Genomic DNA, 25,857 nt, shown 5'->3' on the forward strand with positions numbered 1-25,857 from the left:
TGCGGCTTACGCCGCGTTAAACCTTACGGAACCCGCGGCCCAAACCACTCCCCAATGAAGGATCAAGGACTTAGAACCGCGACTTACCGCGCCGGCCGGCCACGGCCGTGCCGCATTTTCGCCACCGGACCTTCCGCACGCCTCGCCGGCTGCGGCCGGCGTTGCTGGACCGGCCTGAGGACCGGCCTAATCGCGCTGACATTGCTGACATTTCCGGTCGTGCCGACACCGAAGGCCGAAGGCCTATCCGAAGCCCAAATCAAGGCCGCGTATCTCTACAACTTCGCCAAGTTCATCGAATGGCCCGCCGACACCGTGGCGGCCGACGCGACGTTAACGCTGTGCGTGGTCGGCAACAACGTGCTGGAAGGGGCCTTGCAGGCCCTGGACGGACGTAAAGCCGGCGAGCACGATCTGCGCATCGAGGTCCGCGGCTTCGCCGATTTCAATCCGACCGGCTGCCACCTGCTGTTCGTCGGCGCCACCGAACAACCGCGCTTTTTGGTGACGCTGAAAGCCGTCGGCCGCGCCCCGGTATTAACCCTATCCGACATCGCCGATTTCGCCGAAAAAGGCGGCGGCATCGCCCTATTGTTCCGCGACAACAAAGTGGTATTCGAAGTGAATTTGGAATCGATCCGAAACGCCGGTCTGCGCCTGCCGGGCCAGTTGTTGAACATCGCCACTTACGTTTACGGGAGATAAACCGATGCGTGTGTTACCCGACTTCGCGAACTGGTCGCTGCGACGCAAACTGGTCACCATCATCATGTTGAGCTGCGCGGCCTGCCTGCTGGTCAGCCTGTCGGTGATGGCGGTCAGCTCGGCGGTCAGCCGATACCGAAGCGCGTTGCAGCAAGTCTCCGGCCTGGCCGACGTGCTGGCGGAAAACGGCCAGGCCGCGCTGGTTTTTTCGGACCGGACCGAAGCCAAGCGCCTGTTGGCCTCTCTCAAGGATCACACCGAAATACTGTCGGCCTGGATGATCGCCGCCGACGGCACGGTGCTGGCCAACTGGAATCCGCGCGGCGTAATCACCGCGCCACCCGCCGACTACGGCGTCCCGACACAGGAAATGCGTACCAACTTCTGGGAGAGACGCGCCGACCTGTATATTCCCGTCGTGCGCAAAAACGAACAGATCGGCTACCTGCTGCTGCAAGCCGATTTCACCCAGCAATGGAACGAACAACTGACCGATTTGGGCAAGGGCTTGGCCGGCGCCGCCCTGGCCTTGACCGTGGTGTCGCTGTTGGCGCTTCGCCTGCAACGGGTGATTTCCCGACCGATCGAAGAGCTGGCGACCACGGCCCGATTGATCGCCCACGAAAAAAACTACAGCTTGCGCGTGCCGCGACACGGTCGCGACGACATCGGCGAGTTGGTATTGGCTTTCAACAGCATGCTGGAAGAAATCCAGTTACGCGACAAAACGCTGACCGACCATCGCGACCGCCTGGAAGAAGAAGTCGCCCAACGCACCGCCGAATTACTGCTGGCCAAGGATCAGGCGGAAGCCGCTTCGCGCTCCAAGGGACTATTCCTCGCCAATATGAGCCACGAGATCCGCACGCCGATGAACGCGATCATCGGCCTCTCCGATCTGGCCTTGAACAGCAATCCATCGACCAAACTGCGCGACTACCTGCACAAAATCCATACCTCGTCGCTGGCCCTACTCTCGATCACCAACGACATCCTCGATTATTCGAAAATCGAGGCCGGCCGGATGGAACTGGTCGTCGAACCCTTTAATATCGAGGAAGTACTGGAAAACGTCCTGAATCTGTTCATCGTCCGCGCCGAGGAAAAAGAACTGGAAGTGGTGCTGGAACTCGACCCCGCCACGCCGCCTTACCTGAACGGCGACGCGCTGCGGCTCGGCCAAGTGTTAAACAATCTGGTCGGCAACGCGGTCAAGTTCACTCAACGCGGCGAAATACACATCAAGGTCACACTGGTCAGCGCCGAACCCGGCCGGGTCATGTTGAATTTCGCGGTACGCGATACCGGCATCGGCATGACCGAAGATCAGGCCGCCAACCTGTTTCAAGCTTTCACCCAGGCCGACGGCTCGATTACCCGCCGTTTCGGCGGTACCGGTCTGGGCCTGACCATCAGCAAACGCCTGGTCGAAATGATGGGCGGCGATCTGTCGGTACACAGCGAAATCGGCCGCGGCAGCCAATTCGAATTCTCGCTGTGCTTCGACTATCCGCGGGAACCCGGCGCCGCGGTGTTGTCCGGCAACCTGCACAGCATGCGGGTGTTGATCGTCGACGACCTAGACATTTCCCGGCAAATGCTCAGAGAGATTCTGCAAGCCTGGGGTTTCGAGGCCGCCGAAGCCGCCAGCGGCGACGAGGCCTTGTTGTGCCTGCGCAAAGCCAACGACAGCGGCCGCGACTTCGAACTGGTGTTGCTGGACTGGAAAATGCCGGGACTGGACGGCGTTCAAGTCACCCGCGCGATCAAGGACATGGTGAAGCGTTCCGAAATCCGCCACGCGCCGGTGGTCATCATGGTGACCGCCTTCAGCCGCGAAAGCCTGTTGAACGCGGCCGGCGACGCGATACCCGACGACATTCTGGTCAAACCGGTCATGCCTTCAATGTTGTTGGATGCCGTCACCCGCCTGCAAGGCGGCAAAGTCTTTCCGACCGCCGAGCAAGCCCGGCCGCAATTGGCGACGCTGGCCGCGCCGATCCGCGGCGCCAAGCTCCTGTTGGTCGAAGACAACGAAATCAACCAGATCGTGACCTGCGAATATTTGCAAAACGCCGGCCTGGAAGTCGACGTCGCCAACAACGGCCGAGAAGGCGTTGCCGCACTGAGCAACAAGCGCTACGACGCGGTACTGATGGATTTGCAAATGCCGGAGATGAGCGGCATCGAAGCCACCCGGCTGATTCGCCAAAACCCGGCTTACGCCGACCTACCGATCATCGCGATGACGGCCGCGGTCCAGGAGCGCGAGCGCAACGAGTGCTACGCGGCCGGCATGAACGATCACGTCGGCAAGCCGGTACTGCCGCAGACGCTGATCGCCGCGCTATTGCGCAATATCAAGCCATCGGCGGCGTCGGCGCAGCCCGATGCAAAGTCGCCGGACAACTGGCCGGACGACAACCTGGCCGCCGAGTTGCCTGGTTTCGACCCGGAATACCTACACTTGGCCATCGGTAGCGACGCCAAACTGCGCCGCTTGCTGGAGCACTTCGCATCGGCATTCGCCGGTGCGGCCGGCCAGTTCGATCCGCTGTGGCTCGATGACGCGACCGCCGCCGCGAATTGGTTACACCATTTGAAGGGCGCGGCCGGCGCGGTCGGCGCGATCGAATTGAGCCGCGCCGCCGGTCGGCTGGAATCCGATTTACAACAGGAAGTCAAGAGCGCCGCCGCCAAAGCGGAGTTCGAGCAAACCTTGGCCGCCACCTTACAAACCATTGCCGACTATCTCACCGACGAAAGCGATGTATCCAACGCGAACGGCGATTACCCTACCGCCGCCACCCTGGCCGCCCGCTTGCGGGCTTTGTTGGAGGGCAGCGATTACGTGCCGCGCGATTTGATCGAACACCTGCGCTACACGGTGCCTAGCGCCGACGGCCGCAGGCTATTGAAGCAAATCGAGAAACAAATCGAACTGATAGACTACCGGCAAGCGCTCGCCGCGCTGACCGACCTAGAAACCCTGGTCCAGCGCCATTTGACCGGAGAACATCGATGAACGCCGATACGCCCAAACCGCTAATTCTGATCGTCGACGACACCCCCACCAACATCCAAGTGCTGGCCGAAAACCTGATCGGCGATTATCGGATCAAGGTGGCGGCCAGCGGCGCGGCGGCGTTGGAAGCCGTCGCCAGCCAGGGACCGCCGGACTTGATTTTGCTGGATGTCATGATGCCTGACATGGACGGCTACGAAGTCTGCCGCCATCTGAAAGCCAATCCGCAAACCAGCCGAATTCCGGTGATCTTCGTCACGGCCTTGAACGGCGCGAACGACGAGGAACGCGGCCTGAACCTGGGGGCGCTGGATTACATCACCAAGCCGTTTTATCTGCCGGTCGTCAAGGCTAGAATCCGCAACCACATCCGGTTGAAACAAGCCACCGACCTGCTGGAAACGATGGCCTGGATCGACGGCCTGACCGGCATACCCAATCGGCGCCGCTTCGATCAAGCCTTGGAAAGCGAATGGAAACGCGCCCAACGCAACCAGACCCCATTGGCCGCCGTGTTGGTGGATGTGGACTTTTTCAAGGCTTATAACGATCATCACGGCCACGGCGCCGGCGATTTGTGTCTGAAGCGGGTCGCCGGCGAACTGGCCGACGCCACCGGCCGCTCCGCCGATCTGGTCGCTCGCTACGGCGGCGAGGAATTCGTCGCGCTACTGCCGGAAACCGACGCCGACGGTGCTCGCGCCCTGGCCGAGCATTTTCGTCAGCGTATCGAAGCCCTGCACATCCCCCACGCGCAATCGGAAACCTCGCCGTGGATTACGATCAGCGCCGGCAGCGCCGCATTAATACCGCACACCGAGCAAGCCCCGTCCGAACTGTTGGACGAAGCCGACCGCAGGCTCTACCAAGCCAAGGCCGCCGGCCGCAATCGGGCCGAGGGCGGCCCAGCGGCCTGAGTGCGATCAAGCGACCGCAGCCCCACGCCGAGCCAATCCGCCCAACCAGGCTAGACCGACCAAGCACAGCCCGCCGGCCGCCGGCAACGGTACCGCGCCGACGTAGTAATCGCGGTTGTGGTATGAATAGCCATATTGGCCGTTATAGGTTGTGTTTTCTACGTACAACTCCCGCTGCATATCGTCGGCGGCAAATTGCAGCACCCAGTTCGCGCCGTCCCACGCATAATTAACACCAACCAGATGCAAGGCTTGGTAAGTTCCGCATCCCTCGGATATGCAAACCAGAAGCGGCTCGTCGGCCACCAGATCGCCAGCTTCGACGCTACCTTCCGAATTCAGCGCCACGCTGCGATAAGCCCCGCCGGCCGCCAATGCCTGATCGTTCAACTGAAAATTCAGCACATCCGGATAGGTCGTGTCGCCAAGATGCATCAACACGGACTTGTCCACGGGTGTCACGTGCTCAAAGTACAACGCCGCGCTCCCGCCGCCCGCGCCGTAGCGCGAAGCCAGCTTCAGCCAAACCGTCCCGGCCAATGGCGTGCTTTCGTTGATTTGCGCCTGGGCCGCGGCTTCTTGAAGATTCAACACCGGATAATCCGAAATATCGACCGCGGCGGACGGCGCGATCAGCGAATAGCGCAGCAAGTAACCGTCGAAGGTACCGGCCTGATAGCGAAACGCGGCGATCCCGGCCAAATCGAAATCGCTTTGGTCCACGACGCTGCAATCGGCCTCCTGCAGGCAGTCCTGGATAGCCGACGGCAGCGACTGGAGGTCGCCGAGCGTGGCCGCTTGCAGCGGCGCGTGCAGCCAGCAAAATCCGGCGACAATTGATAATTTCTTAAGCATGTTCCACTCCTGTTGATGTCCTTGTTCGAATCGGTATGCCCACCGCTGTGTTCGGCGCCCGCCGATCGCTCTAGCAGGCCAGACCAGTGTAGAGTCATTCCGGGCATTCCGCCAGCGCCCCGCGAACATCCGGTTCCATCAAGAATCGGCCACGATGAAAAACCGGGCAGGGAGGGAGTTTGGCCGGGATTATCGGCGTTCCGGCGCGGGACATCCGCGCCATGTCCGACGCCGTCCATGACAAGGGCTTAGCCGCGATAGGTGGACGCGTGATTAAAGAAGTCGAAGCAGGTTTTCAAGCCGTTAACCGCCGCCGGCGATAGCGATTCCGGGAACTTGACGCCGTAATGATGTTCGTCGTCGACGACTTTATACCAGACGATCCGGCAATCCAATTCCAGCGGCGCCTGGTGCGCGTACTGATCGATGTTGTCGTACGGAATACGCAACTGAACGGCGATGGTTTCATTCTCCCCGCACGGCAGCGGCAGCGGTAAACGCAGACAAGCACCACTCATGCTGAAATCGGCGGTAACCCCGTCCAGACTTCTATTCTTCGCATCGATATGCGCCAGTAGATAATGGCTGGTGCGAGGAAACCGGCGGTGTTCATTGGGGATGGGCGTCGTTTTCCTGTTGGCATCGAAACTGAAATGCTCCAGCATGGCCCGCAATTTTTCGGTAACCACATACAGGTCGTCGCTGACGGTCCGGGTGATATGCACTTTGGATTCGTTTTGACCCAAGGCTTCGAACAAAGCCTCGACACGGGTCTGCAACCGGGACACGTTGTCCAGTTGATTGCGGGTGACGTCGGATATTTGTTGCGCGGTCGACGCGTTTTCCTCGATCTGGCCGACAATCCGGTGTATCACCACGCTGGTCGACTCGGCTTTTTCCATGCCTTGTTGAGTGGCCTGAATGATCGACGTCATCGCCAGCGTGTTTTCTTCGATGATCTGGGTCAACTCGGCTATGATGCCGGCGATTTCGGCGGTCGCGCCGGACGCGTTTTGGGCCAGCTTCCGCACCTCGTCGGCGACGACGGCGAAACCGCGGCCGTACTCTCCGGCCCTGGCCGCTTCGATCGCGGCGTTGAGCGCCAACAGATTGGTTTGCTCGGTGATGTTGCGGATGGTCGTGGTAATGTCCTGAATTTGCCGATTAGCCTGACGCAACGCATTGGTTTTGGCCTCGGCGCTTTCCACTTCGCTGACGACCCGCCGCATCTCGTCGAGATTTTCACTGACCGCCAATAGCCCTTGTTGCGCGGTGTCTTGGGTTTCCAAGGTGCGCTGGCGAATGGTAAGCGTAAAGCGCTCCACTTCCTCGGTGGAAGAGCGCAACGCATCGGTCGCCTGCCGTACTTCGGTCGAACGGGCCTGCTCGGAACGATTGGCGTTGGAAATATCGCCGGAGATGTTGGAAATCTGATAGGACGATTGGCCTATCTGCTTACTGGCCATGCTGATTTCCCGCATGTGACTGGCCAGGGAGGCGCCCATCATCTTCATGACCGCCAACAAACTCGCGCTATCGTGTCGCGCGGTTCGCACCTCGATATCCAACTGGCCGCCGGCAATCGTCCGGGCAATGTCCGTCGCGTAGCTGGGTTCGCCGCCCAGCACCGCGAACAGTCTGCGCATCAGCCAATAATTGGCCAGTACGATCAGCAACAAGGCCAGTCCGGCCACCGTCGCGCTGACGGCGAACATGCGGCTTTGCATGTCCCTTTGCCGTACCGATGCGGCATTGACGCTTTGTTGCAAGCGCTCAGCCAACTGGTCCAGACTCGTGGCCAAACTGGCCGAAGCGGCATCGAAGCCGTCGTTCGGCGCTTTCATGATCAGATTGCCGGCTTCGCGGCCATCGCGAAAATAGGCATTGGCCATGCGTTCGCCGGTGGCATACAGATTTTCGGCCGAGCGATCGGCATCGTCGATCGCCGCGCGCAACTCCGGCAGCATCGTCGATAACTCGGCAAGTTCGACATGCGCGGCGGATTTTTCTTCCCGCGCTACGCCGTAATCGTCTTCACCGACCACCGACGCATCGGTCAGGAATTGTTGTATTTGCACGACGTGGTAACGCACATCCTTGAACGCCAACGACGCACGCATCAAGCGCTGGTTGTCGGTTTCGGCGCTTTGCAGTCCCTCGTGGGTGATCCAGACCACGGCATTCCCAACGATTAGAATCAACGCGACGCCGGCGGTCATCGCCACCAGCAATTTGCGCAACGAAAAAGCTTCGGTCCCGGAATGGCCGTTCCCAGTCATAGTGCAGAGCCCAATTAAAATGCGTCGAGAATATCAGCGAACAAGTGTAGTCCGAGAAAGCCGAGTCGCTAAAGCGACCTGCCGACGCACTAAGGGCTTAGTCCGCCGAACCGGGCTACGCCTAGCCGATCACCGTTAACGCGGCAGCGGTTTAACGATACCGAGCCTTTCCATTCGCGAGCGCAGCGTCGTGGACGGCACGCCGAGAATTTTGGCGGCGCCCTGATTGCCGGCGATCCGCCACGAGGTAGCGTCCAGCGCGCGCAGAATATGGGCGCGCTCGGCGTCGTCCAGCGTCGCGATCGGCGCGTTGGCCTGCACCGCACCGCCGCTAGCGTGCACGCATTCGACGTTGGCCAGTTGCGAACCGTTGGTCAGGATGACCGCACGCTCGATGATGTGTTGCAATTCGCGGATATTGCCGGGCCAAATGTAGCTTTGCATATCCGACATCAAACGCTCCGGAATCGCGGTGATTTTCTTGCCGAACTTGGCCGCGTATTTGTTGATGAAATGCTTGACCAACGGCGGTATGTCTTCCTTGCGTTCGCGCAGCGGCGGCAAATGGATCGGGAACACGTTCATCCGGTAATACAAGTCGGCTCGGAATTTCCCTTCCTGGGAAAACTGGGCCAGATCGCGGTGGGTCGCGGCAATCACCCGCACATCGCACTTCAAGGTTTGAGTGCCGCCGACCCGCTCGAATTCGCCCTCCTGCAACACGCGCAGCAGTTTGGCCTGAATTTCCAGCGGCAATTCGCCGATCTCGTCCAAAAACAAGGTACCGCCGTTGGCCAGTTCGAAACGCCCCAATTTGCGGTTGATCGCGCCGGTAAACGCGCCTTTCTCATGGCCGAACAATTCGCTTTCGGCCAAATTTTCCGGGATCGTCGCGCAATTCAGTTTGACCAGCGTCTTGGATTTGCGACCGCTCAGATTATGAATGGCCCGGGCGATCAACTCCTTGCCGGTACCGGTTTCGCCGGTAATCAACACCGTCGCGTCGGTGGCGGCCACCTGCTTGACCAACGCCATCGCTTGGCGCAAGCCGACCGAATTGCCGATCAACTCCTCGCCGTCACGACTGGCCAGCACTTCTTCCTGCAAGTACAGATTAATGCCGCGCAAGGTGTTGCATTCGGCTTCGGCCTCCTCGCGGGCCTTGCGCTCGTTAATGTCGCGCAGAATCAGGATATACAACTGCTGGCCGGCGGCTTCCACCCGCGATATCGTCGCTTCGATCGGGAAATTGCCGCCATCCGCCCTGACCGCCGCCATCCCTTCGGAAAGCCAGATGGCCTGCTTGTCCGGTACGCCGTTACGAAAATTGGTCAGGGTTTTGTTCAGTTCCGGCGCTAAAAACCGGTCGACCGAGCGGCCTATCGTATCGGCGGCCTGACAGCGAAACATTTGTTCGGCGGCCGCATTGAACAGCGTGATTCGGCCCGCCTGGTCCAGCGTCAGAATCGCATCCATCGCATTTTCGAAGATGCGCGACAAGCGCTCTTCCTTTTCCTGCAACTCCAGTTTCAGCTTTTGCAGCGTCAGATGGGTTCGCACCCTCGCCAGCACTTCTTCGTGCTGAAACGGCTTGGTGATGTAATCGACCGCGCCGACGTGAAAGCCTTTGACCTTGTCGGCGGTATCGGCCAGCGCGGTCATGAACAGCACCGGAATATCCCTGGTCGCCGGAATCGCCTTCAAGTTTTCGCAGGTAGTGAAGCCGTCGATGCCTGGCATCAACACGTCCAGCAGAATCAAATCGGGGCGCTTGGCCACCGCCTGATCGACCGCCGCGTCGCCGGTTTCGGCGCTCAACACTTGGTAGCCGGCGTCCTCCAGCAATGCCGCCAATTCCACCAGATTGATCGGATTGTCGTCCACCAACAGCACGCAAGTGGCGGCCGCTAGATCGTTGTTCATGTCAATCCCCCCTGCGCCCACCGTTTACCCGCCGGGCCGGCGGCTCGCCGAGGAATCGCTCGGCGCGTTTCGATGAACGTATCTTCAAACGTAAACCTCATTGCGGATTTTCGCTCAAGTATTCCCGAATGGCGGGCTCCAAACGCGCGCCGGCCTGTTGCAGCAACGCGAATTGGGCGGCCGCGTCGGCAAACTCCGCCGCCTGACCCTGGAGTTCCAGTTGCTGAGCGATCTTACCGAAACCGAACGCACCGATGCTGTTGGCCGAGCTTTTCAAGGTATGCGCCGACATCCGCAACTTGGCGGCGTCCTGGCTGTGAATCGCGCTTTCAACGTCGGCCAACAATTGCACCGATTGTTCCTGGAACATCGTCATCATTTTGCCCAGCAAGTTCTGGCGACCGCTGACGCGCTGCAGCGCTTCCCGCCATTCCAAGGCCGGTTCGGCCATCGGCTCGGCCACGGCGACCTCGCCCTCTTGATCGGTTTGCGCCAAATCCCAACGCTCGACCGTCGCCAGCAATTCCTGCTCCTGCACCGGCTTGGAAATATAGTCGTCCATGCCGGCGGCCAGACAGCGCTCGCGGTCGCCCTTCAACGCGTGGGCGGTCATCGCCACGATGCGCAGGTGCCGGCCGCTGTCGCGTTCGGATTCGCGAATCGCCGCCGTGGCCTGAAAACCGTCCATCACCGGCATTTGTACGTCCATCAACACCAAATCGAAGGGCTTGCCGGTCGCCAGGATGTCCAGCACTTCACGGCCGTTGTTGGCGACTTCCAACTTATGACCGCGCTCTTCCAGCAGCACCACCGCCATGTATTGATTGACCGGATTGTCCTCGGCCAACAGGATGCGCAGCGGCCGGGGCGGTTGGGCCAGCGCCGGCGGCGCGCTATCGGCGAAACGGGCTTCGGTTTGACTCAGCGCGGACTGGATCGCGTTCCACAGCTCGGAATGCTTGACTGGCTTGCGCACGTATAAATTGACGCCCAAGTCGCGGCAGCGCTCAAAGTCGTCCGGCCGGTCCGCCGACGACAGCATCATGATCGTGACCGGGTCGAAGCGGTGATCCTCGCGGATGCGTTGGGCCACGGTAAAACCGTCCATCATCGGCATCATCGCGTCCAGCAGTACCATCGCGTAGCGTTGACCGCTATCGGTGGCCCGCGAGCAGCGGAGCGCATCGATCGCCGCCTGGCCGTTATCGACGGTAGTCGGCAGCATGCCCCAATGGCTCAGGGTTTCCGAGAACACCCGCAAATTGATCAGGTTGTCATCGACAATCAGCACCGGCAAGCCCTTAACGTCGATTTCCGGCACTTGGACGTCGTCAGCCGCCCGAACGTGGCGCTCGAATACCGCCGTGAAAAAGAAGGTACTGCCGCGATCCAGTTCGCTTTCCAGAGCCAGATGGCCGCCCATCAATTCCACCAGCCGCGACGAAATCGACAGCCCCAAGCCGGTGCCGCCGAATTTGCGGGTCGAGGACGCGTCGATTTGGGCGAAGGCCTCGAAAATCAGGCGCTGCTTGTCGGCCGGAATGCCAATGCCGGTATCCTGCACCGCGAAGTGCAGACAAACCCGCTCGGCGTCGTGGTGTTCGGGCTTGACCTGAACCACGATTTGGCCGTGCTGGGTAAATTTGATCGCGTTGCCGACCAAATTAATGATGACCTGGTTCAAGCGGCCGGTGTCGCCGATCAAATCGTCGGGCACTTCCGGATCGATGCGCAGCATCAACTCCAGGCCTTTTTCGTGGGCGTGGCCGGCCAGCAACTTCAAGGTATCTCCCAGACTTTCGCGCAAGCGGAACGGCGCGTGGTCCAGCTCCAGTTTGCGGGCGTCGATTTTGGAAAAGTCCAGAATGTCGTTGACGATGCGCAGCAAGGCATCGGCGGAACTGTTGGCCATCGCCAAAAACTCGCGCTGGCGGGGCGTCAAGTCGGTCCGCAGCGCCAAGCCTATCATGCCGATGATGCCGTTCATCGGCGTGCGAATTTCGTGGCTCATATTGGCCAAGAACTCGGTCTTGGCGCCGGCGGCCTGCAAGGCCGCGTCGCGGGCCGACAACAGCGCCTGGCGCATTTTTTCCAGATGTTCGGCCAAGGCCGCGACTTCGGTGATCCGGGTGCCGGTGCTGAAACTGCCGGTATGATTGCCTTCGGCGATTTGCTCGGCTTCGTCGCGCAACCGCTCCAGCGGCAGCACCAGCTTGCGGCCGAACAAACCGACCACCAGCAAGGTCAAGCCCATGTAAGCCGCGACAAAATAACCGCTACGCTGGTAAATCGTGTAAATCTCGCGACGAATCTGACTTTCGTCGAAACCCAGCCGCAAGGTCGCCGATTGGCCGCTGTCGGCGCTGACCGGCACCGCGACAAAGTAAATTCCGTCGCCGTGTTCGCCGAAGAAAAAATCCTCCTGAAACGCCTGCCGCGCGTTCAAAGCCACGTCGGCATGGACCTGCCCCTGTTCGGTGGCGATTTCGGCATAGGCCAGCCGGCCGTTCAGCAAAAATTCGCCCAGCAAGCCCTGCAATTCGCCGATGTCGCCGCGCGACAATCGCGGCGACACCAGATTGCCGAACATCAATGCGTCGGAGCGCACCTGGTTGACGAATTGGGCTTCCATGCTGGGCTTGATGACCCGATAAATACCGAACAACAAAATCGGCACCAGCAATAAATGAATGCCGACCACCGCGACGATCATTCGACCGTTAAAACTATTAAAAAAGCGGCCTACTCGAGAGATCCTTGCCATAGTACGTTAACGGATTTGATGCGTTGGTTTGCCTTCACCTGATCTTCCCACAAATAAGTCACGGTGCCGGGGTGTTGTTGCAAAGCCTCGACCAGATGCTGGTAATCGTCGTAGCGCTCCGGCCGTTTGCCGCCCAGGCGGAACACCACCGAGATGGTTTGGTTTTCGTAGGCGGTCGCCGACATGAACGCGACTTTTTGCAGAAAGACTTGATAAATCAAAGGATCGCTGGCATTGACCAGCGGCACCGGATGCTCGCCCTCTTTTTCCAGCGGCACACCCAGAAACAGTTTTCGGGCTTCCTGAACCGTCAGTGACGGTACCGCCGAATCGATGCTGGTCGCCAATACCAGGGACTGCCGGCTGATCGCGCCGGACCGCGCCGCGCCGAACAGCAGAGCCGCCGCCAAACTCGACCAAAATAAAGCGCGCCGGAGTCTCATGGAAATACCGCGCTCCACTGAAACATCACCTGGCCGTAACGGTCGTCGCGGATATGATCCTGCGAAGCTTCCACCTTCAGCGCCATATTGCTGTTGACCCGGTAGCGCAAGCCACCCAGCAGCCTGTCCCGCACGTAGCGCGGAAACAGCGCCAAATAAGGATCGTTTTGACCGCCGCGCGTGCCTTCGATCCGGCCGATCAAGGTCCAATCGTCGGCGAACGCCCATTCGGCTTGCGCGTAGGCGTTAAAGAAACTGCCGCCGTTACGCAAGCCGGCGTCGTGCTCCAGGCGGCTGTTGGCGTAGACCACTTCGCTCAACAGATGCACGCTGTCCTGTTGCCAGTTGGCATAAGCGCCGGCCACGAATTGCTTCACTTCGCGCACGTCGTTGAGGTCGGACGGAATCTCGGTATAGGCACCGGAAATACCGAACTCGTTGACGCCGAAGCTAACCGGCTGGTACCCCAATCGGAAAGTGGCGCCCGGCCGATGCGAACCGCCCGGCTCGATCACGTTGAAGGCCGACAAACCGCGCTTCAGATACGGTCCGGCGCCGGCGCCGACCGAGTAATACAGGCCGGCTTCGTCGAATTGATGCACGCCTTCCCAGAACAAACCGGTCAAATGATTGGGAATCACGCCGCCCTGAGTTTCGAAGGCCATGATACCGGGCCGGCTGGCGGTGTTCTGCAGAAAAGCGCCGTGATGGTACTGCATGTTCCAATAGCCGATCGGGTTGTGAAAGCGGCCCAGCCACAAACTGGACTCGCCCAAGTGCAAACCGAACTGAATCCGCTCCAGGTTGTGAGTCTTGGTCGACACCAGCCACTCGCCCAGAAAGCGAAATTGCTGGTAATCAGCGGTGTAAAAGAAGTTCATCTCCGGGATCACTTCGCTGTTGGCCGGTTTCTTTTTCGGGCCTTGATCGTAGCGGTCGATCACGGTCACGGCCGGGAATAACAGCATCTCGCCCCGGAAATCGCTGGAATCCGGAATCGCCAATTGTTCGGCATGACTGTGCCCGGCGGCACGGGCTGTCTGAGGAAACCCGCTCGGGCCGGCCAACAACAGTAGTCCGGTGTAACACCAGGCTAGGCGGATTCGAGTGATGAACGATCGGTTTCGCATGCGTTTTTGTTATTAGGCGGGTAATCCGGCATTCCATTGCTGGCGTTCTGTACGGCACCTGATTTTAAAGTCAATAGAATTTAGCACAATTCGCTAACAACTCGACGATATTTCGTAGCTCGCCGAGCCAATATCCTAACGAGCACGCTCTCTTTTCGTCCCGAAAAGTCAACCTCAAGGCTGAGGGAATAGTTTTAGCAGCGATAGCCGGCGTTGCGAAATCGAAGTATCGGTACCAAGTCCACCGACTTTCAGCGTAAAGTGGGCGATGGATTTCGCCGAATCGCGTTTGCCGAGGCCGAATCGCATTGGCTGAGCGGAGCTGCGTTGACTGAGCCGAACCGCGTTGGTTCAGCGGAGTCGCGTTGGTTCAGCGGAGTCGCGTTGGCTGAGCGGAGTCGAAGCCCACGCATTCGCTATCGAGCGGTTTCAGCTACCCTCAGCCCAACCCAATCGCCCCCTATTCGAACCCGACGACTTCATCGCCCAGACCAAAGCAGGTCGCCCTCCGGCGAAAATTCGGCGCAATCGGCATCGGCGGGACACGATATTTCGTATGCGTTACGAAATCCGGTAACCCTTTTCTCCGCCGACAAGCGTTTTCATCTAACCCGGCTACCCACACAAACACACAAAATACAAAAATATCAAACAGTTAAAAAATACCCAGCATTTCGGTCAAATTTGGCACTCGTCTTGCGTTAACAGTACCGACAGACTTAACCAGTCTTCCAGACTATCGACAAACTGACATCGAGAGAGAAACCGCCATGAAAACCCAAGCCAAAACCAAATGCTGCCGCCGTTGCGGCACCCGTTTATCCCGCTGCGAACAAATCTACCTGGAAGGCGATCTGTGCGCGCTGTGCGACCAAATTCTCAGCGAAGCCATGGACATCTTCACCGCGCCGCGTCCCAAAACCAAGGGCGTGCCGGTACGCCACCTGTAACGCGCCCTATCCGGCGCTCGCTGCCACCAAACCATTTTCGGAGAACAACCATGCCGCTCGACAAAATAGCCAAGACCGCCGCTCTTGCATTCAAACGCTACGGGATTACCGCCATCATGATCGTGATCGGCGTGTTTCTGGCGACGATGAACGCCCCGGCCGCCACGGCAGACCAACCGACTGGCCAGAAGAATGTGAAAACCAGCACATAAACCGGCAAAATTTAACGAATTCAAGCGAGTAGACCTAACGATTGAAACGGGTCCGGCTAGACTCTAACTCAAACGGCACGTCGCTCCGATTCGCGTCGAAGCGTCACCGGCCCGAAGCAACATCCACCGATTCATCCAAGGACGACAGCCTTAAGGCGACCTCCAAGCGGCGGCCGCCTTTTTTTTGCGCCCGGTTCGCCTGGGCCGACAACCAGCCCCATTGCACGACAGCCATTCGCCACGCGTGGTCGGAGTACAAACCTAGGTTTGTACTCCAGTGCGCCAAACCGGTCGGCGCGTCTAAACCTCGGGGCTCGCTCCGCTGGCCCAACCCGGCGATCCCGCCGGGACACTCGCTGCCTCACCGGGCCGGATGGACATCAGGCATAGCCGAAAGCCTTGATTGCTCCTAACATAGGCGGGGTGAACACCACGGAGGCCGCCTTTTTTAACGCCCGGTTTGCCTGGGCCGGTCGCCATCCCACAGCGCACGACAGCCATTCGCCACGCGTGGTCGGAGTACAAACCTAGGTTTGTACTCCAGTGTTCCAAACCGGTCGGCGCGTCTAAACCTCGGGGCTCGCTCCGCTGGCCCGGCCCGGCGATCCCGCCGGGCCACCCGCAGCCGAACCGGGCCGGATGGACCTCAGGCAAAGCCGAAAGCCGAGGTGGCTGCTGGCGCTGCCGGGCTGGAGCGCGTTGCGGATGGCCGAGCGCGACCCCCAGGCGATGCCGCCCCAGGAGCCGCCGCGAATCACACGGGATTGATCTTGGCCTGTCGGCCCGAGCGGGTCGGTTTGCGCCTGCGCGCTGTATTCGCGCCGACCATCCTTACACCATTCGTAGACATTGCCATGCATTTCGTACAAGCCCCACGGATTGGCCGGCAGGGTTTTGACCGGTACGGTCCGTTTCCGGTACTCGCCTGGCTCGCCGCCGGCATACGGATAATGGCCGGCGTAGTTGACTTGCGACGGGGTGATGTTGGCGCCGAAGCTGAACGGCGTGGCGGTGCCGGCTCGGCAGGCGTATTCCCATTCCGCTTCGCTGGGTAGATCGACTTGGCAATCGGGCAGCAAGGCTTGCAGCTTTTCCAGAAACGTTTGCACGTCCAGCCAACTGACCCGCTCCACCGGCCGGTTAGGATCATCGTTGAACGCACTGGGGTTATTGCCCATCACCGCCAGCCACAAGGCTTGGGTACAAGCCGTGTCTGCAAGCCAGAAACCCTGGCTAATCGTCACTGGGTGTTGCGGGCCCTCGTCGCTAGACCGCTCCAGCTCGCCGTCCGGCGAGCCCATCAAAAACGTGCCAGGTTCTATCCAGCGGAACATTTGCGTCACGATACCCACATCTCCGCCATCAACCTCGATAGCCGCCCAAAGTCCAAAGCGATCATCCCCCCAGGCACTGGCAAACGGCGGCGGAAACGGGTCGGGGAAGCGGGCGGGGTCTGTCATCGCGGATTACCGGGCTGGAAAATTGGTCGGTGACCCATGCAAACTGGACAATGCATCAGTCGCCGCTAAAGCGCCTCCTACGGGGGCCGACGGCACTCGCAACGCGGAAGAGGCGCCTGCTAAAGTCGGCGGCGGCCGTTGCGGTTTGCCGGCCGGCAGGGGATAGGCAAAAACCGGGAGTGCTTCGGTGGCGGCTACGCGGCGGTTAAACTCGTGTTGCGGCTGCAGGGCAGGTATCGCGAAAAAGTGCAGGGTCATGATCGGCGTTTCGGTTTGGGGTCCGGTTGGAAAATCGCGTCCAGTTTGGCGGCAAGCCCACTCCGGCCAGTCTCACCAACCCGAGGCGCGCGGGGGCTCGCTCCGCTCGCCCGGCCCGGCGATCCCGCCGGGCCGCCCGCTGCCTGACCGGGCCGGATGGACCTCAGGCAAAGCCGAAAGCCCAGGAAGTCGTAGGCGTAGACGGGATGGTACGCGCTGCGGAGGGCCGAGCGCGCCCTCCAGGCGTAGCTGTGCCAGGAGCCGCCGCGAATCGCACGGGATTGATCTTTGCCTGTCGGCCCGAGCGGGTCGGTTTGCGCCTGCGCGCTGTATTCGCGCCGACCATCCTTACACCATTCGTAGACATTGCCATGCATTTCGTACAAGCCCCACGGATTGGCCGGCAGGCTTTTGACCGGCACGGTCCGTTTCCGGTACTCGCCTTCCTCGCCGCCGGCATACGGATAATGGCCGGCGTAGTTGACTTGCGCCGGCGTGATGTTGGCGCCAAAGCTGAACGGTGTGGTGGTGCCGGCCCGGCAGGCGTATTCCCATTCGGCTTCGCTGGGTAGATCGGCCTGGCAGCCCGGCAACAAAACTTGCAGCTTTTCCAGAAACTGTGGCACGCCCCACCAACTGACCTGTTCCACCGGATTGTTCGGGTCGCTTTTGAAATGACTGGGGTTATTACCCATCACCGCCAGCCATAAAGCTTGGCTGCAGGCAGTGTCGGCCAGCCAGTAGCCCTGGCTGATTGTCGCCCAGTGTTGCGGACCTTCATCTTTACGTCTTCCGATTTCATCCTCCGGCGACCCCATCAAAAAAGTCCCCGGCTCTATCCAGCGGAACGATTGCGCGGCGGTGCCGTGCGGGGTGACCACCAGCAACTCGGCCAATACGCCGTATTCGTCCAGATAGTAGGTTACGCCGGAGGCGTGTTGGCCTTCCTGAAAGATGCGTCCCTGGTCCTTAACATGCGGGGCCAGCGATTTGCGGAGTTGCTTTTCGACCAGCACGTTTTGGCCGCTGCTATTTTTTGCCACCTTCAATTCGTCATCCCGCCATCGCCATTCCTTGCCGCAAAAGTCCGGCGCGACGACGGTCAGACAACTGGATTCCACCAACCAAGCCGCCGCCCCTCGCGGCCTGCCGACCCGCACCAGTTTCAAGCTCTCGCTGCTGGTGGTCAACGTGATTTCGTTGTCGTCGTTCAGGCTGCAAATCCGCGCGGACACCGCAGGCAACGGTAACCAGGCGCTACGGCCGGCGCAATCAATCCGCACGCCGCCGCCATCCACGCTGAGCGGATCGCCGAATGCGGTTTGCCTGGGCGGATTCGCCAGCACGGGCTTAAGCGTGATCGCCTGTTGCCGGGCGTCGCGGACCAATCGGCAGGGCACCGACCCCACGCCGCGCAAACCGGCCAGCACGGCCGGATCGAGCCAATCCGGCGCACTCGACAGGTCGCCAGTCGCCTCGGCGATCGCCGAAACCAACGGCGTCAGCAGTTGCGGGTAGGTTTCGGCCATGCGCCGGTCGGCGCGCTTGACGATGTCTTGCGCAACCTGCCACCAGACCCCGGCGGTTTCGAGCGCATTCGGCTGAGCCAGGGTTTTCGCCAGTTGCCGCATGAAGGTTTCGGCGGCTTGGGTTCTAAGGCGGGTTTGCTCCGGCAATGCCGCGTCGTCGCACGCCGCATGCGCCCGCCACAACAAGGTTTCTTCGTGATTCAACACCGCCCGTAAATGGGCGTGGTGCTTAAAACGCAAGGCTTCCAGGTCCAAATGGACTTTTTCAAGACTTTCGGAAAAGTGCGCCAGGTGGCGGGCCTGAGCCTCGCTGCGGATATGGGCGGCCGCGCCGGCCTCGACGTCGGCGTGGCACCAGAACGCGCCTTCCAAGCCGGCGTTCAGCGGCGCATGCGGGTTGAGTCGGCGCATCGCCCGCAGCAAGGGCGGATCGACTCGGCGAGTGACGGCGGCCATCGCCAGCAGCTCGGCCAAGCCGGCCGGCTCGGCCGGGCCGCCGCCGAAGGCGCGTTCCGGGTGCATCCGCGCATCCGGACTCCAGCGCAACAGCGACAGTGCCTTGGGCAAATCGCGGTCGAGCTGGTCCGCGCCCAGCGGCAGCAAGGCCCAGGGCCGAGTTTGCGCTTGGCTCAATTGGCCGATGAAGCGCAGCCAGGCGTGATGGGTGGCCGACTGCGCGCCTTCCAGTAGTCCCAAGTCGCTGACCAGCAACACCGGCGTGCCGGCGGCCGGCATCCGCCAAAGCCGTTTGGCCGGCAGCGGGCCGTGGCTGCGCTGTTCTTCCAGCCAGTTGCTCCAGGGATTCAGCGGCCCGTGGTTGACGATGCGTAGCGAGATGCCGCTCTCGCCGCACTGGCGAAGCAAACGCTCGGCCAGCCGGTGCATGTCTTGCCGGTAAGGCCACAGCCGCTGGCAAAAATCCAGTACCACCACCCATTGCGGATGCCAAGTTTGCAGGCGCCGGCGCGGCAGTTGCCGAGGCAATCGCTGCCCGGCGATTTGCCGGACCAGCGTCGAAACATCCAAACCGCCCAATTGGTCGTGGGCCAGATGGCGTTTCAAGGCCGGCAGCAGGCGAGCCTTGGGCACCAGGTCTTCATAATCGACCAGTCGGCGTTCGGCCAAGGGTTTAGCATCGTCCTCGCTAATCGGCTCGACCGCCGGTGTCGCCGGTGGGTCGGACTCGGCGGCCAGCGGTTCGCGACGCTTCCGTTCGGCTATCACGTGAGCAAAAGGCATTTGCAGCGGGACTTTATACGGGCTGGCGGCGATCGGGTCCGCCGGATCGCGCTCCGGCACGGCCAGGGTTTCGGCCGCGAGCGCCGGTTCGGCCGCCGCTTGTTCGCGGTAAGCCAAGCCGTGCTCGCCGGCGTCATCCAACACCAACAGCGGGCGCGGCGCGCTGGCCAGTAAGCGCAGCAGATCGGCGCGGGCCACCGCGCCTTGGGCAGGCGCAAAGCCGGCAGGTTTCACTCAGCGTCCGCCGCCGGCTGGCTGGCGGCGCGCGGCGCGCGGCCTTGGTCCTGCTCCGCATGTTTGACCAGCGCGTAGGCGCCCAGGCGTTGCAGCCAGTCGATCTGGCTTTGCCGGCGCTCTTGCGGGTCCGCGATGGCTTCAGTCAGTTCGTGCAACGCGGTCAGCAAGTCGATGTACTCAGCCAGACCGACTTTCGGATAGCCGGCCGATTCGGCCACTTGCCGGTCGGCCAGCACTTGCTCGGCGGCCTGCAAGCGGGCCGCGTCGGTTATCGCCAGATGGCGATGCACCCGGCCGCGCTCGATCAGCCAATCTTTAAACGCGTGATCATCCTTCGGCGGATTCAGGTTCAGCACCGCGCAGCGGCGGATGAAGGCCGGCGGCAGTTCGCGTTCTTCGTTGGTGGTGATGACGATCAGCGGCCAGCGCCGGTCGGGCGCGCGCACCGTCAGATCGGCCAGCGGCGGCACCTCGAAGCTGCGGTTGCCGAGCACATCCAGCAAGGCGTTGGGCAGGTCGGCATCGGCCTTGTCGATTTCGTCGATCAGTAGTACCGGAATCGCATCGGCGTGGTCTTGCAGGCATTGCACCGCTTGCCACAATCGGCCGGGTTTGACGTATTTTTTGTTGGTCTTGTCCAACTGTTGGATTTGCGCGTCGGCCAGGCGCTCGACCACATCGACCCGGTACAGCAAGTCCAAGGCCTCGAAGCGCGGATGTATCACTTCGACCCAGGGTTCGCCGCCGTTCAAATGCCGGGCCGCCGCCCGCGCGATCTGGCTCTTGCCGCTACCGGCCTCGCCGCGCACCAACAACGGCCGCCGCGCCGCGAACGCGAATATCAACGCATCGATTTCCGGCTGGCTCCAGTAGTGGCCGGCGGCGGGGAAGCGGTCGGTTTGTTTCAAATCGACTGGCGTTTGAGCGTCGAGATTGACGAAGGGATTGACGGTGGTCATGACGACATTTTTTCCACGATTAAGTAAGGGTTTCGCCCCGGCAAATCAAATGCCTTGCCGTAGGAGCGGCTTCAGCCGCGATTGAAGGCATTCCGATCACAAAATATCCGTTCCGCGTTCAACGGTTTTCAGAGTGATTTAAAAGAGAGCAGGCAAGGATGCCAGTAACGGCCACGCCTTTGTACACAGCTCAACAATCTTTTCGCCGCCCTCTATCGAGTCGCCAACTGCCTTGATTGACTCCAACGAATTACGGATTACATTTTTATCCGGCTTGGCTTTTTCCAATTCCGATTCCGCCAATTCAAGCTGATTTCTCAGGCCGACCCGCGACTCTTCGGAAGGATGATTATTAATTTCAGTCAACAGTTGAATTTTGATCAAATCAGTTAATTCCCGCAATTCCAAGCCAGTGCGCTGATCGATATTCGCCGTTTGCCCGGTTCCGGCTTGAGCGATCGAACCTGTAGCTTGGTTCTGAGCCAAATTTCCGATATTTCCGTTGAAGTTATTGGTTATTGCCATGAGTCGCTCTCCTGAGTGGCCTTCAGTTGATGGCCGAGAATTTGAAATCTCGTTTAATTGTCTTGAAAACTCATTAATTGCGCTATCTAATCGACTGGGTGTCATTATTTGGGATAACAGAATATCGGTTTGATCCGATTGAAACATGATCGGTATTTCAAAACGCTCGGCGACAGGAACCGCGTCCGCCGGCCGCATTCCGGAATCTTTTACCACGACGCAAAAACTCTTTTTCAAGAACAGCGAATCTCGTCTTTCGAAAAGCTGATCTGCTTCCGCATCGCTTAACGGTTCGGAATCCAGCGCGCTAATGCCGGCCGACTGTTTGTTTTCGAAAACCCGAGTATAAACCGAACGTTCGAAGCACTGCGATTTGTACTCGCCATTTCCGGCCGGCAGCAATTCGTATACATCTTTTGGCTGAATAAGCTCCGCCTGTTGACTCACATCCAATTCCAAAATGCCGCCATAAAATGCCTTGGTAATAATCGAATAAATCACACCACTACTTTTTGGCACAAAATAGACATGCTTGCCTTCGCGTTTAGTATTTGAGTTTACCAAACGCATTGATGCCAGCAAATATATTCCGATAACGGCTTTAACCACGTTATTAACGTCAAGCTCCGTCAGTTTCAGGTAATCTATCCCTACCAACGCTCCTCTGGCGAGCATAAGCGCATTTCTAACATCCTCCGGCTGGCAATTGGCAAAATAACTCACCATGTCTTCTTGAGTAGAAGGAATACTGGTTTTACCGAACTTCTGTCCAAAATCTTTTTGCAAACTTTCGAAATAAACGAACGCATTTTGCAATGCCTCTATCGCCATTGCTATATGGTCGGCGTTAGTTTGCATGAACTATCCTTGGAAAATAGGCTTTATTATCAAAGTCGCTGGGAAAAGTACCGACATACTCGTGTCGGTACGCTCTCAATCGCGGCTGAAGCCGCTCCTACAACCATCTTTATCACGTTCCTCGAAAAGAATCCTCAATGTTCGCTAGTTCGACGAAATCGCGCTTTTCGCCGGCGAACGAAAAGGCGATGCGAAAACGTTTGGGACCAGTGTCGGTGGCCATGACGCTGAAATTTCCTGGATTCGAATGGGCCGCATTCTAGCTCAAGTCTAGCCAGCCCGATCGGTTTACAGCCCGGCCTAAGCTCAAGCCATCCCGCGCCTTTTTAACAGACTGCGGCGAGGTTTACGGCAGCGCTCGCTCGGCCAAAATCGAAGCATCGCCTGCCGCAACAGCCGATCGAGTGAATACTTCACAGACAACGCGGGACTTGGGCTTATACCCTAAGTTGCGAGGCTAGGCCGCGCGCGGAGCGGGCTTCAGCCTCCGATTCGCGATGACGACCGACGCGATGCAACGCTCATCACGCCCTGAAAACCCAAATTTTGCTTTTGACGAGGTATCACGATGAACAGATTAATAGGCGGAATATTGTCCTTACTCTTGATTAGTCCGGTGGGCATGGCCATGGAAAGCAATGGATGGTGTGCGCCGGAATTCGCTAGCTGCGACGGCGACGGAGACTTTGGCGGCTGGAGCAGCGGCGGTGGTGATTTCGGTGGCTGGGGCGGCGGAGGTGGCGGCGGAGGTGGCGGCTGGGGGGACGGTGGCGCTTCTTGGTTACCCGGTTGCCGCGATTCCGCCGATTACAATCTGGCTCGCGCTGCCAAGTCTGTCGCGACCCGTTGCCAAAACGACGGCGGCGAGGTGTATCTCGATGGGGCTAACGGCTGGATATACGGCGTGGAGTGCACGATCGACGGGGTGTCGGACTACACCAGCCTGGGCACGCCGGCCGAATGCTATATCTCGTGCGCCTATGACGGCAGCTGTCAATAACGAGTCTAAGCAGCCGTTCGACGCAAACCTAGGCTAGGCTAACCGCTGATCCTAAAAAAAACCGTTCGAACGCGTCAATCCGTTCGTGCCGAGTTTGTCGAAGCACGAACGGATATTAAACCTCGCCCATTTGGCGAGCATTCCAAATCCCGCCTACCCATCGGCTGGGCTCGGAACGGGGTTTGGAATGCTCGACTGATTTTTCTAGGCTGATCCACTCACTCCGCCGCCGCGTCGGCGAGCGCATCGGCGTCCGGTAACAAACCGGGAAACGAGCCTTTGCGGATGTTGAAAAACACCAGTTCGGGCAGGCTGACGGCGGCGCCCTTGAGGCCGTTGCGCAGATTTCGGCCGCTGTCCCAGGGCCAGCTCAACAAGCCGAGCGCCGCCTGTCCACCGGCGGCGGCCAGATTGAAGCCGGCTTGCAAGGGGCGGGGCCAGACCGCATCCTGGGTGAAAAACACGAAGACCGCGTCGTTGCCATGCCAAGCGTACACCGTCGAAGTCAGCGCATTGGATTCGCGTAACGCCACCCGCCAGGCCGGCTCGGTTTGGTATTGGCGGTTCAGTTGGCGTTCGCGATACGGCGGTAGGCGCTCGCTGGCAACTACCCGGTAGCTGGCGCCAACGCTGTCGTAAGCCGCGAACGGAATCCGGTTGGCGCCGCTGTCGTCCAGATAGCCGCCGAGCAGCGTCCGCGAGGCATCGGCCAGCGCCTCGGCCGATCTCGCGCCGCCGGTTCGGCCGACCGTGGCGTTGAGCATCCGAAACAGCTCGGTCACGCAATTACGGCCGAGCAGGTCGTAACGGTACAACTCGGTCAGTTGCGCGCGGTATTGGTTCAGGCGCCGTTCGGCCAGCGCCAGCTCGGCCGCCAGTTGCTCCGTTGCCAGCGGCAAGCTGAGCAATTCGGCGGCGGCGGGCTTAGCCGGCGTGGCTGTCAGTACCGCCAACGGTTTGGGCGGCGTTTGCCGCAGCGGCTCCGCCACTTGCAGCAGTGCGGTGGCGCCGCGTTCGATTTCGGCGTAACCGCGTTCGTCCAGCGCCTCGCCGTCCGTCAAACGGCGGCTGGCGGCGGCGAGCAAGGCCCGGCCGTATTGCAACGCGACCGGTAAATCCGCTTCGGCCAAGGCCGGCGCGGATTCCCGCTGAAGGCTGCGATCCAACACGCTCAGTTCGCCGGACGCGATGCTGGCATCCAGCGCGTGCAGTCTGGCCATGCCGACCAGCAGCGGATAGCCCCAATCCGGCCGCCGGCTGTCGAGCAAGGCTAATAGATCGGCAATCAAGTTTTCCCGAAAGCTCGCCAAGGTCCGAATTTGCGCCGCGTTTAAGGCCAGCTCGGGCAAACGCGCTTGCAACAGCGTCTCCGGGCGCGGCGACAGACCGGCTTGCAACACGTCGAGCGCGGCCAGATTCAGCAGTTGGTTTTCGTAACGTTGTCCGAAGCTAAGTTCGCCGACCTCGAAGCGTTCGGCGGAGATTGGCGGATTTTGCGCGGGCCGGGCCGGCGTCAGTGCATGCAGTTGTTCGCGAATCCGCCGCCGTTTGGCAGCTAAAAAGTCCGCGCCGTAACGGTCCGCCGCGAGTTGCCGCAACTCGGCCAGACGCGGACTGGGCCGATCCGCCGGCATCGCTTGGGCTGGGCGGTAGCGTTCCAGAAAATAGCCCAAGGCCTTCAACGCCAAACTCGGCCGGACCTCCTCCGGTTCGAGCAATCCTTGCAGCAAATCGCGGTCGGCCGCCAGCGCGCGCAAGCGGTCGAAATGCTGGGTCTGTATCAATTGCGTGCGGTTGAAGACTTGTTGCAAGTCCTGGAAAAACCCTTCGGATACGGCTATGCGGTGGCTGTGTATGGCGCGGTTTTCTTGAAAGCCGTAGGCAAAACGGAAGGCGGCGAAATCGTCGCGGTACAGGCGCAGCCAGCCCGGTTCGACATGCTGAAAGTGATAGACCGCGTCGTCCAGGCGAAGCGCGGCGTGGCCGCCGCTGGCGCTGCCTTCGTTGGCTTCGATGTACAGAAACTCGAACTCGCGCGCCGCTGCCGGCGCGGCGATTGCCAGGCAGATCAATGCCGCCGCCCAGCTTCGGCGGCGGCTTAAGCCAACGTCGCGGCGATTTATTTTTTCAGCCCGTCTTCGATTGCCTGCTGCTTCATCGGGTCCTTGCCGCTCAGGCTTTCGGTGAAGGCGGAGATTTGCGGCTTGCCGAGATCGGCTTTTTTCAAGCCGCGGCCTATGCCCAGATAACTATGACGGTCGGCTTCCCAGTTGCTGATGCCGTATTTGTCGGCCAGTTCGCCGACGTGGGCGCGGAAGGTATCCAGCGAGCCGGACGAGCCGACCACGAATTCGGCGGTGTAGTCGGCGACCGAGTCTTCGAACTTTTCCTGGTCGGTGCGCGACGAGTCGGAACTGGAGCTGATCGGGCTGGACGCCATATCGGATACGCTGCCGGAGCTGTCCGACGAGCTTTTCGAACTGTCGGAGAACGAACAGGCCGCCAACAGGCAGGCGGTCAGGCTGGACAAAATCAATGCTTTTACGGGTGTCATTTGCGGGTCATCCCAGATTGCCGGAGTGGCCGCCA

The 25,857-nt window shown here is 60.2% G+C and carries 19 protein-coding genes; 6 read left to right on the plus strand and 13 right to left on the minus strand.

Annotation, left to right across the window (positions count from 1 at the left end; genetic code table 11):
• Positions 1–54: 54 nt before the first annotated feature.
• The 3 genes from ACQE3E_RS21130 to ACQE3E_RS21140 are packed head-to-tail and all read left to right on the plus strand — an operon-like array spanning position 55 to position 4,647.
• On the plus strand, positions 55–705 hold the full coding sequence (locus tag ACQE3E_RS21130) for a YfiR family protein (protein ID WP_082885330.1): 651 nt from the start codon (positions 55–57) through the stop codon (positions 703–705).
• A gap of 4 nt (positions 706–709) precedes the next feature.
• Entirely contained in the window at positions 710–3,730 is a 3,021-nt protein-coding gene (locus tag ACQE3E_RS21135; protein WP_427501025.1) for a response regulator, read from the plus strand.
• The gene (locus ACQE3E_RS21140) at positions 3,727–4,647 is read left to right on the plus strand and encodes a diguanylate cyclase domain-containing protein (protein ID WP_064024921.1); all 921 of its coding nucleotides are present in this window, start codon (positions 3,727–3,729) and stop codon (positions 4,645–4,647) included. Before ACQE3E_RS21135 ends, ACQE3E_RS21140 begins: the two co-directional genes overlap by 4 nt.
• A gap of 6 nt (positions 4,648–4,653) precedes the next feature.
• On the opposite strand, the gene ACQE3E_RS21145 is transcribed toward ACQE3E_RS21140, so the two are convergent.
• The 6 genes from ACQE3E_RS21145 to ACQE3E_RS21170 all read right to left on the minus strand — a co-directional run bounded on the left by ACQE3E_RS21145 (position 4,654) and on the right by ACQE3E_RS21170 (position 14,041).
• Positions 4,654–5,502, minus strand: a complete 849-nt coding sequence (locus tag ACQE3E_RS21145) for a VPLPA-CTERM sorting domain-containing protein (RefSeq protein WP_313730389.1) — start codon at positions 5,500–5,502, stop codon at positions 4,654–4,656.
• A gap of 248 nt (positions 5,503–5,750) precedes the next feature.
• Positions 5,751–7,781, minus strand: coding sequence for a methyl-accepting chemotaxis protein (locus ACQE3E_RS21150; protein WP_427501026.1), 2,031 nt, complete (start codon positions 7,779–7,781; stop codon positions 5,751–5,753).
• A 135-nt stretch (positions 7,782–7,916) separates the two neighbouring features.
• A complete protein-coding gene (locus tag ACQE3E_RS21155) occupies positions 7,917–9,704 on the minus strand; it encodes a sigma-54-dependent Fis family transcriptional regulator (RefSeq protein WP_313730387.1) in 1,788 nt (595 codons plus the stop codon).
• Positions 9,705–9,801: 97 nt separating this feature from the next.
• Positions 9,802–12,468, minus strand: coding sequence for a hybrid sensor histidine kinase/response regulator (locus tag ACQE3E_RS21160; RefSeq protein ID WP_313730386.1), 2,667 nt, complete (start codon positions 12,466–12,468; stop codon positions 9,802–9,804).
• On the minus strand, positions 12,447–12,911 hold the full coding sequence (locus ACQE3E_RS21165; protein WP_313730385.1) for a hypothetical protein: 465 nt from the start codon (positions 12,909–12,911) through the stop codon (positions 12,447–12,449). The genes ACQE3E_RS21160 and ACQE3E_RS21165 overlap by 22 nt, the downstream gene beginning before the upstream one ends.
• Complete coding sequence (locus ACQE3E_RS21170) at positions 12,908–14,041, minus strand: hypothetical protein (RefSeq protein ID WP_064024933.1); 1,134 nt, start codon at positions 14,039–14,041, stop codon at positions 12,908–12,910. Before ACQE3E_RS21170 ends, ACQE3E_RS21165 begins: the two co-directional genes overlap by 4 nt.
• 770 nt (positions 14,042–14,811) lie before the next feature.
• Between ACQE3E_RS21170 and ACQE3E_RS21175 the strand changes: the two genes are divergently transcribed.
• Together ACQE3E_RS21175 and ACQE3E_RS21180 are read left to right on the plus strand one after the other, a co-directional pair.
• Positions 14,812–14,991, plus strand: a complete 180-nt coding sequence (locus ACQE3E_RS21175) for a hypothetical protein (protein WP_168028295.1) — start codon at positions 14,812–14,814, stop codon at positions 14,989–14,991.
• Between the two features lie 50 nt (positions 14,992–15,041).
• Positions 15,042–15,203, plus strand: coding sequence for a hypothetical protein (locus tag ACQE3E_RS21180; protein WP_157197825.1), 162 nt, complete (start codon positions 15,042–15,044; stop codon positions 15,201–15,203).
• A 103-nt stretch (positions 15,204–15,306) separates the two neighbouring features.
• Here the strand turns inward: ACQE3E_RS21180 and ACQE3E_RS21185 are convergent, their stop codons facing one another.
• From ACQE3E_RS21185 to ACQE3E_RS21205, 5 genes are all read right to left on the minus strand, one after another.
• Positions 15,307–15,438, minus strand: a complete 132-nt coding sequence (locus ACQE3E_RS21185) for a hypothetical protein (protein ID WP_313730384.1) — start codon at positions 15,436–15,438, stop codon at positions 15,307–15,309.
• Between the two features lie 331 nt (positions 15,439–15,769).
• Complete coding sequence (locus tag ACQE3E_RS21190; RefSeq protein ID WP_427501027.1) at positions 15,770–16,663, minus strand: formylglycine-generating enzyme family protein; 894 nt, start codon at positions 16,661–16,663, stop codon at positions 15,770–15,772.
• A 254-nt stretch (positions 16,664–16,917) separates the two neighbouring features.
• Complete coding sequence (locus ACQE3E_RS21195; RefSeq protein ID WP_427501028.1) at positions 16,918–19,923, minus strand: SUMF1/EgtB/PvdO family nonheme iron enzyme; 3,006 nt, start codon at positions 19,921–19,923, stop codon at positions 16,918–16,920.
• Positions 19,920–20,885, minus strand: a complete 966-nt coding sequence (locus ACQE3E_RS21200; protein WP_427501029.1) for an AAA family ATPase — start codon at positions 20,883–20,885, stop codon at positions 19,920–19,922. The genes ACQE3E_RS21195 and ACQE3E_RS21200 overlap by 4 nt, the downstream gene beginning before the upstream one ends.
• Positions 20,886–21,023: 138 nt before the next feature.
• Entirely contained in the window at positions 21,024–22,268 is a 1,245-nt protein-coding gene (locus ACQE3E_RS21205) for a hypothetical protein (protein ID WP_427501030.1), read from the minus strand.
• 568 nt (positions 22,269–22,836) lie between these two features.
• Between ACQE3E_RS21205 and ACQE3E_RS21210 the strand changes: the two genes are divergently transcribed.
• Positions 22,837–23,268 (plus strand): hypothetical protein, encoded by a 432-nt coding sequence (locus ACQE3E_RS21210; RefSeq protein WP_427501031.1) that lies wholly within the window; start codon positions 22,837–22,839, stop codon positions 23,266–23,268.
• A gap of 218 nt (positions 23,269–23,486) precedes the next feature.
• Here ACQE3E_RS21210 and ACQE3E_RS21215 read toward each other — a convergent pair whose 3' ends face one another.
• Both ACQE3E_RS21215 and ACQE3E_RS21220 read right to left on the minus strand, forming a co-directional pair.
• Positions 23,487–25,340 carry a hypothetical protein gene (locus ACQE3E_RS21215; RefSeq protein ID WP_313730378.1) on the minus strand — a complete coding sequence of 618 codons (1,854 nt, stop codon included), beginning with the start codon at positions 25,338–25,340 and terminating at the stop codon, positions 23,487–23,489.
• Positions 25,341–25,387: 47 nt separating this feature from the next.
• Positions 25,388–25,822, minus strand: coding sequence for a putative lipoprotein (locus ACQE3E_RS21220; RefSeq protein ID WP_064026690.1), 435 nt, complete (start codon positions 25,820–25,822; stop codon positions 25,388–25,390).
• Positions 25,823–25,857 lie beyond the last annotated feature (35 nt).

Origin of the sequence: Methylomonas sp. MED-D (genome assembly GCF_050276835.1) — a bacterium.
Classification (GTDB): Bacteria; Pseudomonadota; Gammaproteobacteria; order Methylococcales; family Methylomonadaceae; genus Methylomonas; species Methylomonas koyamae_A.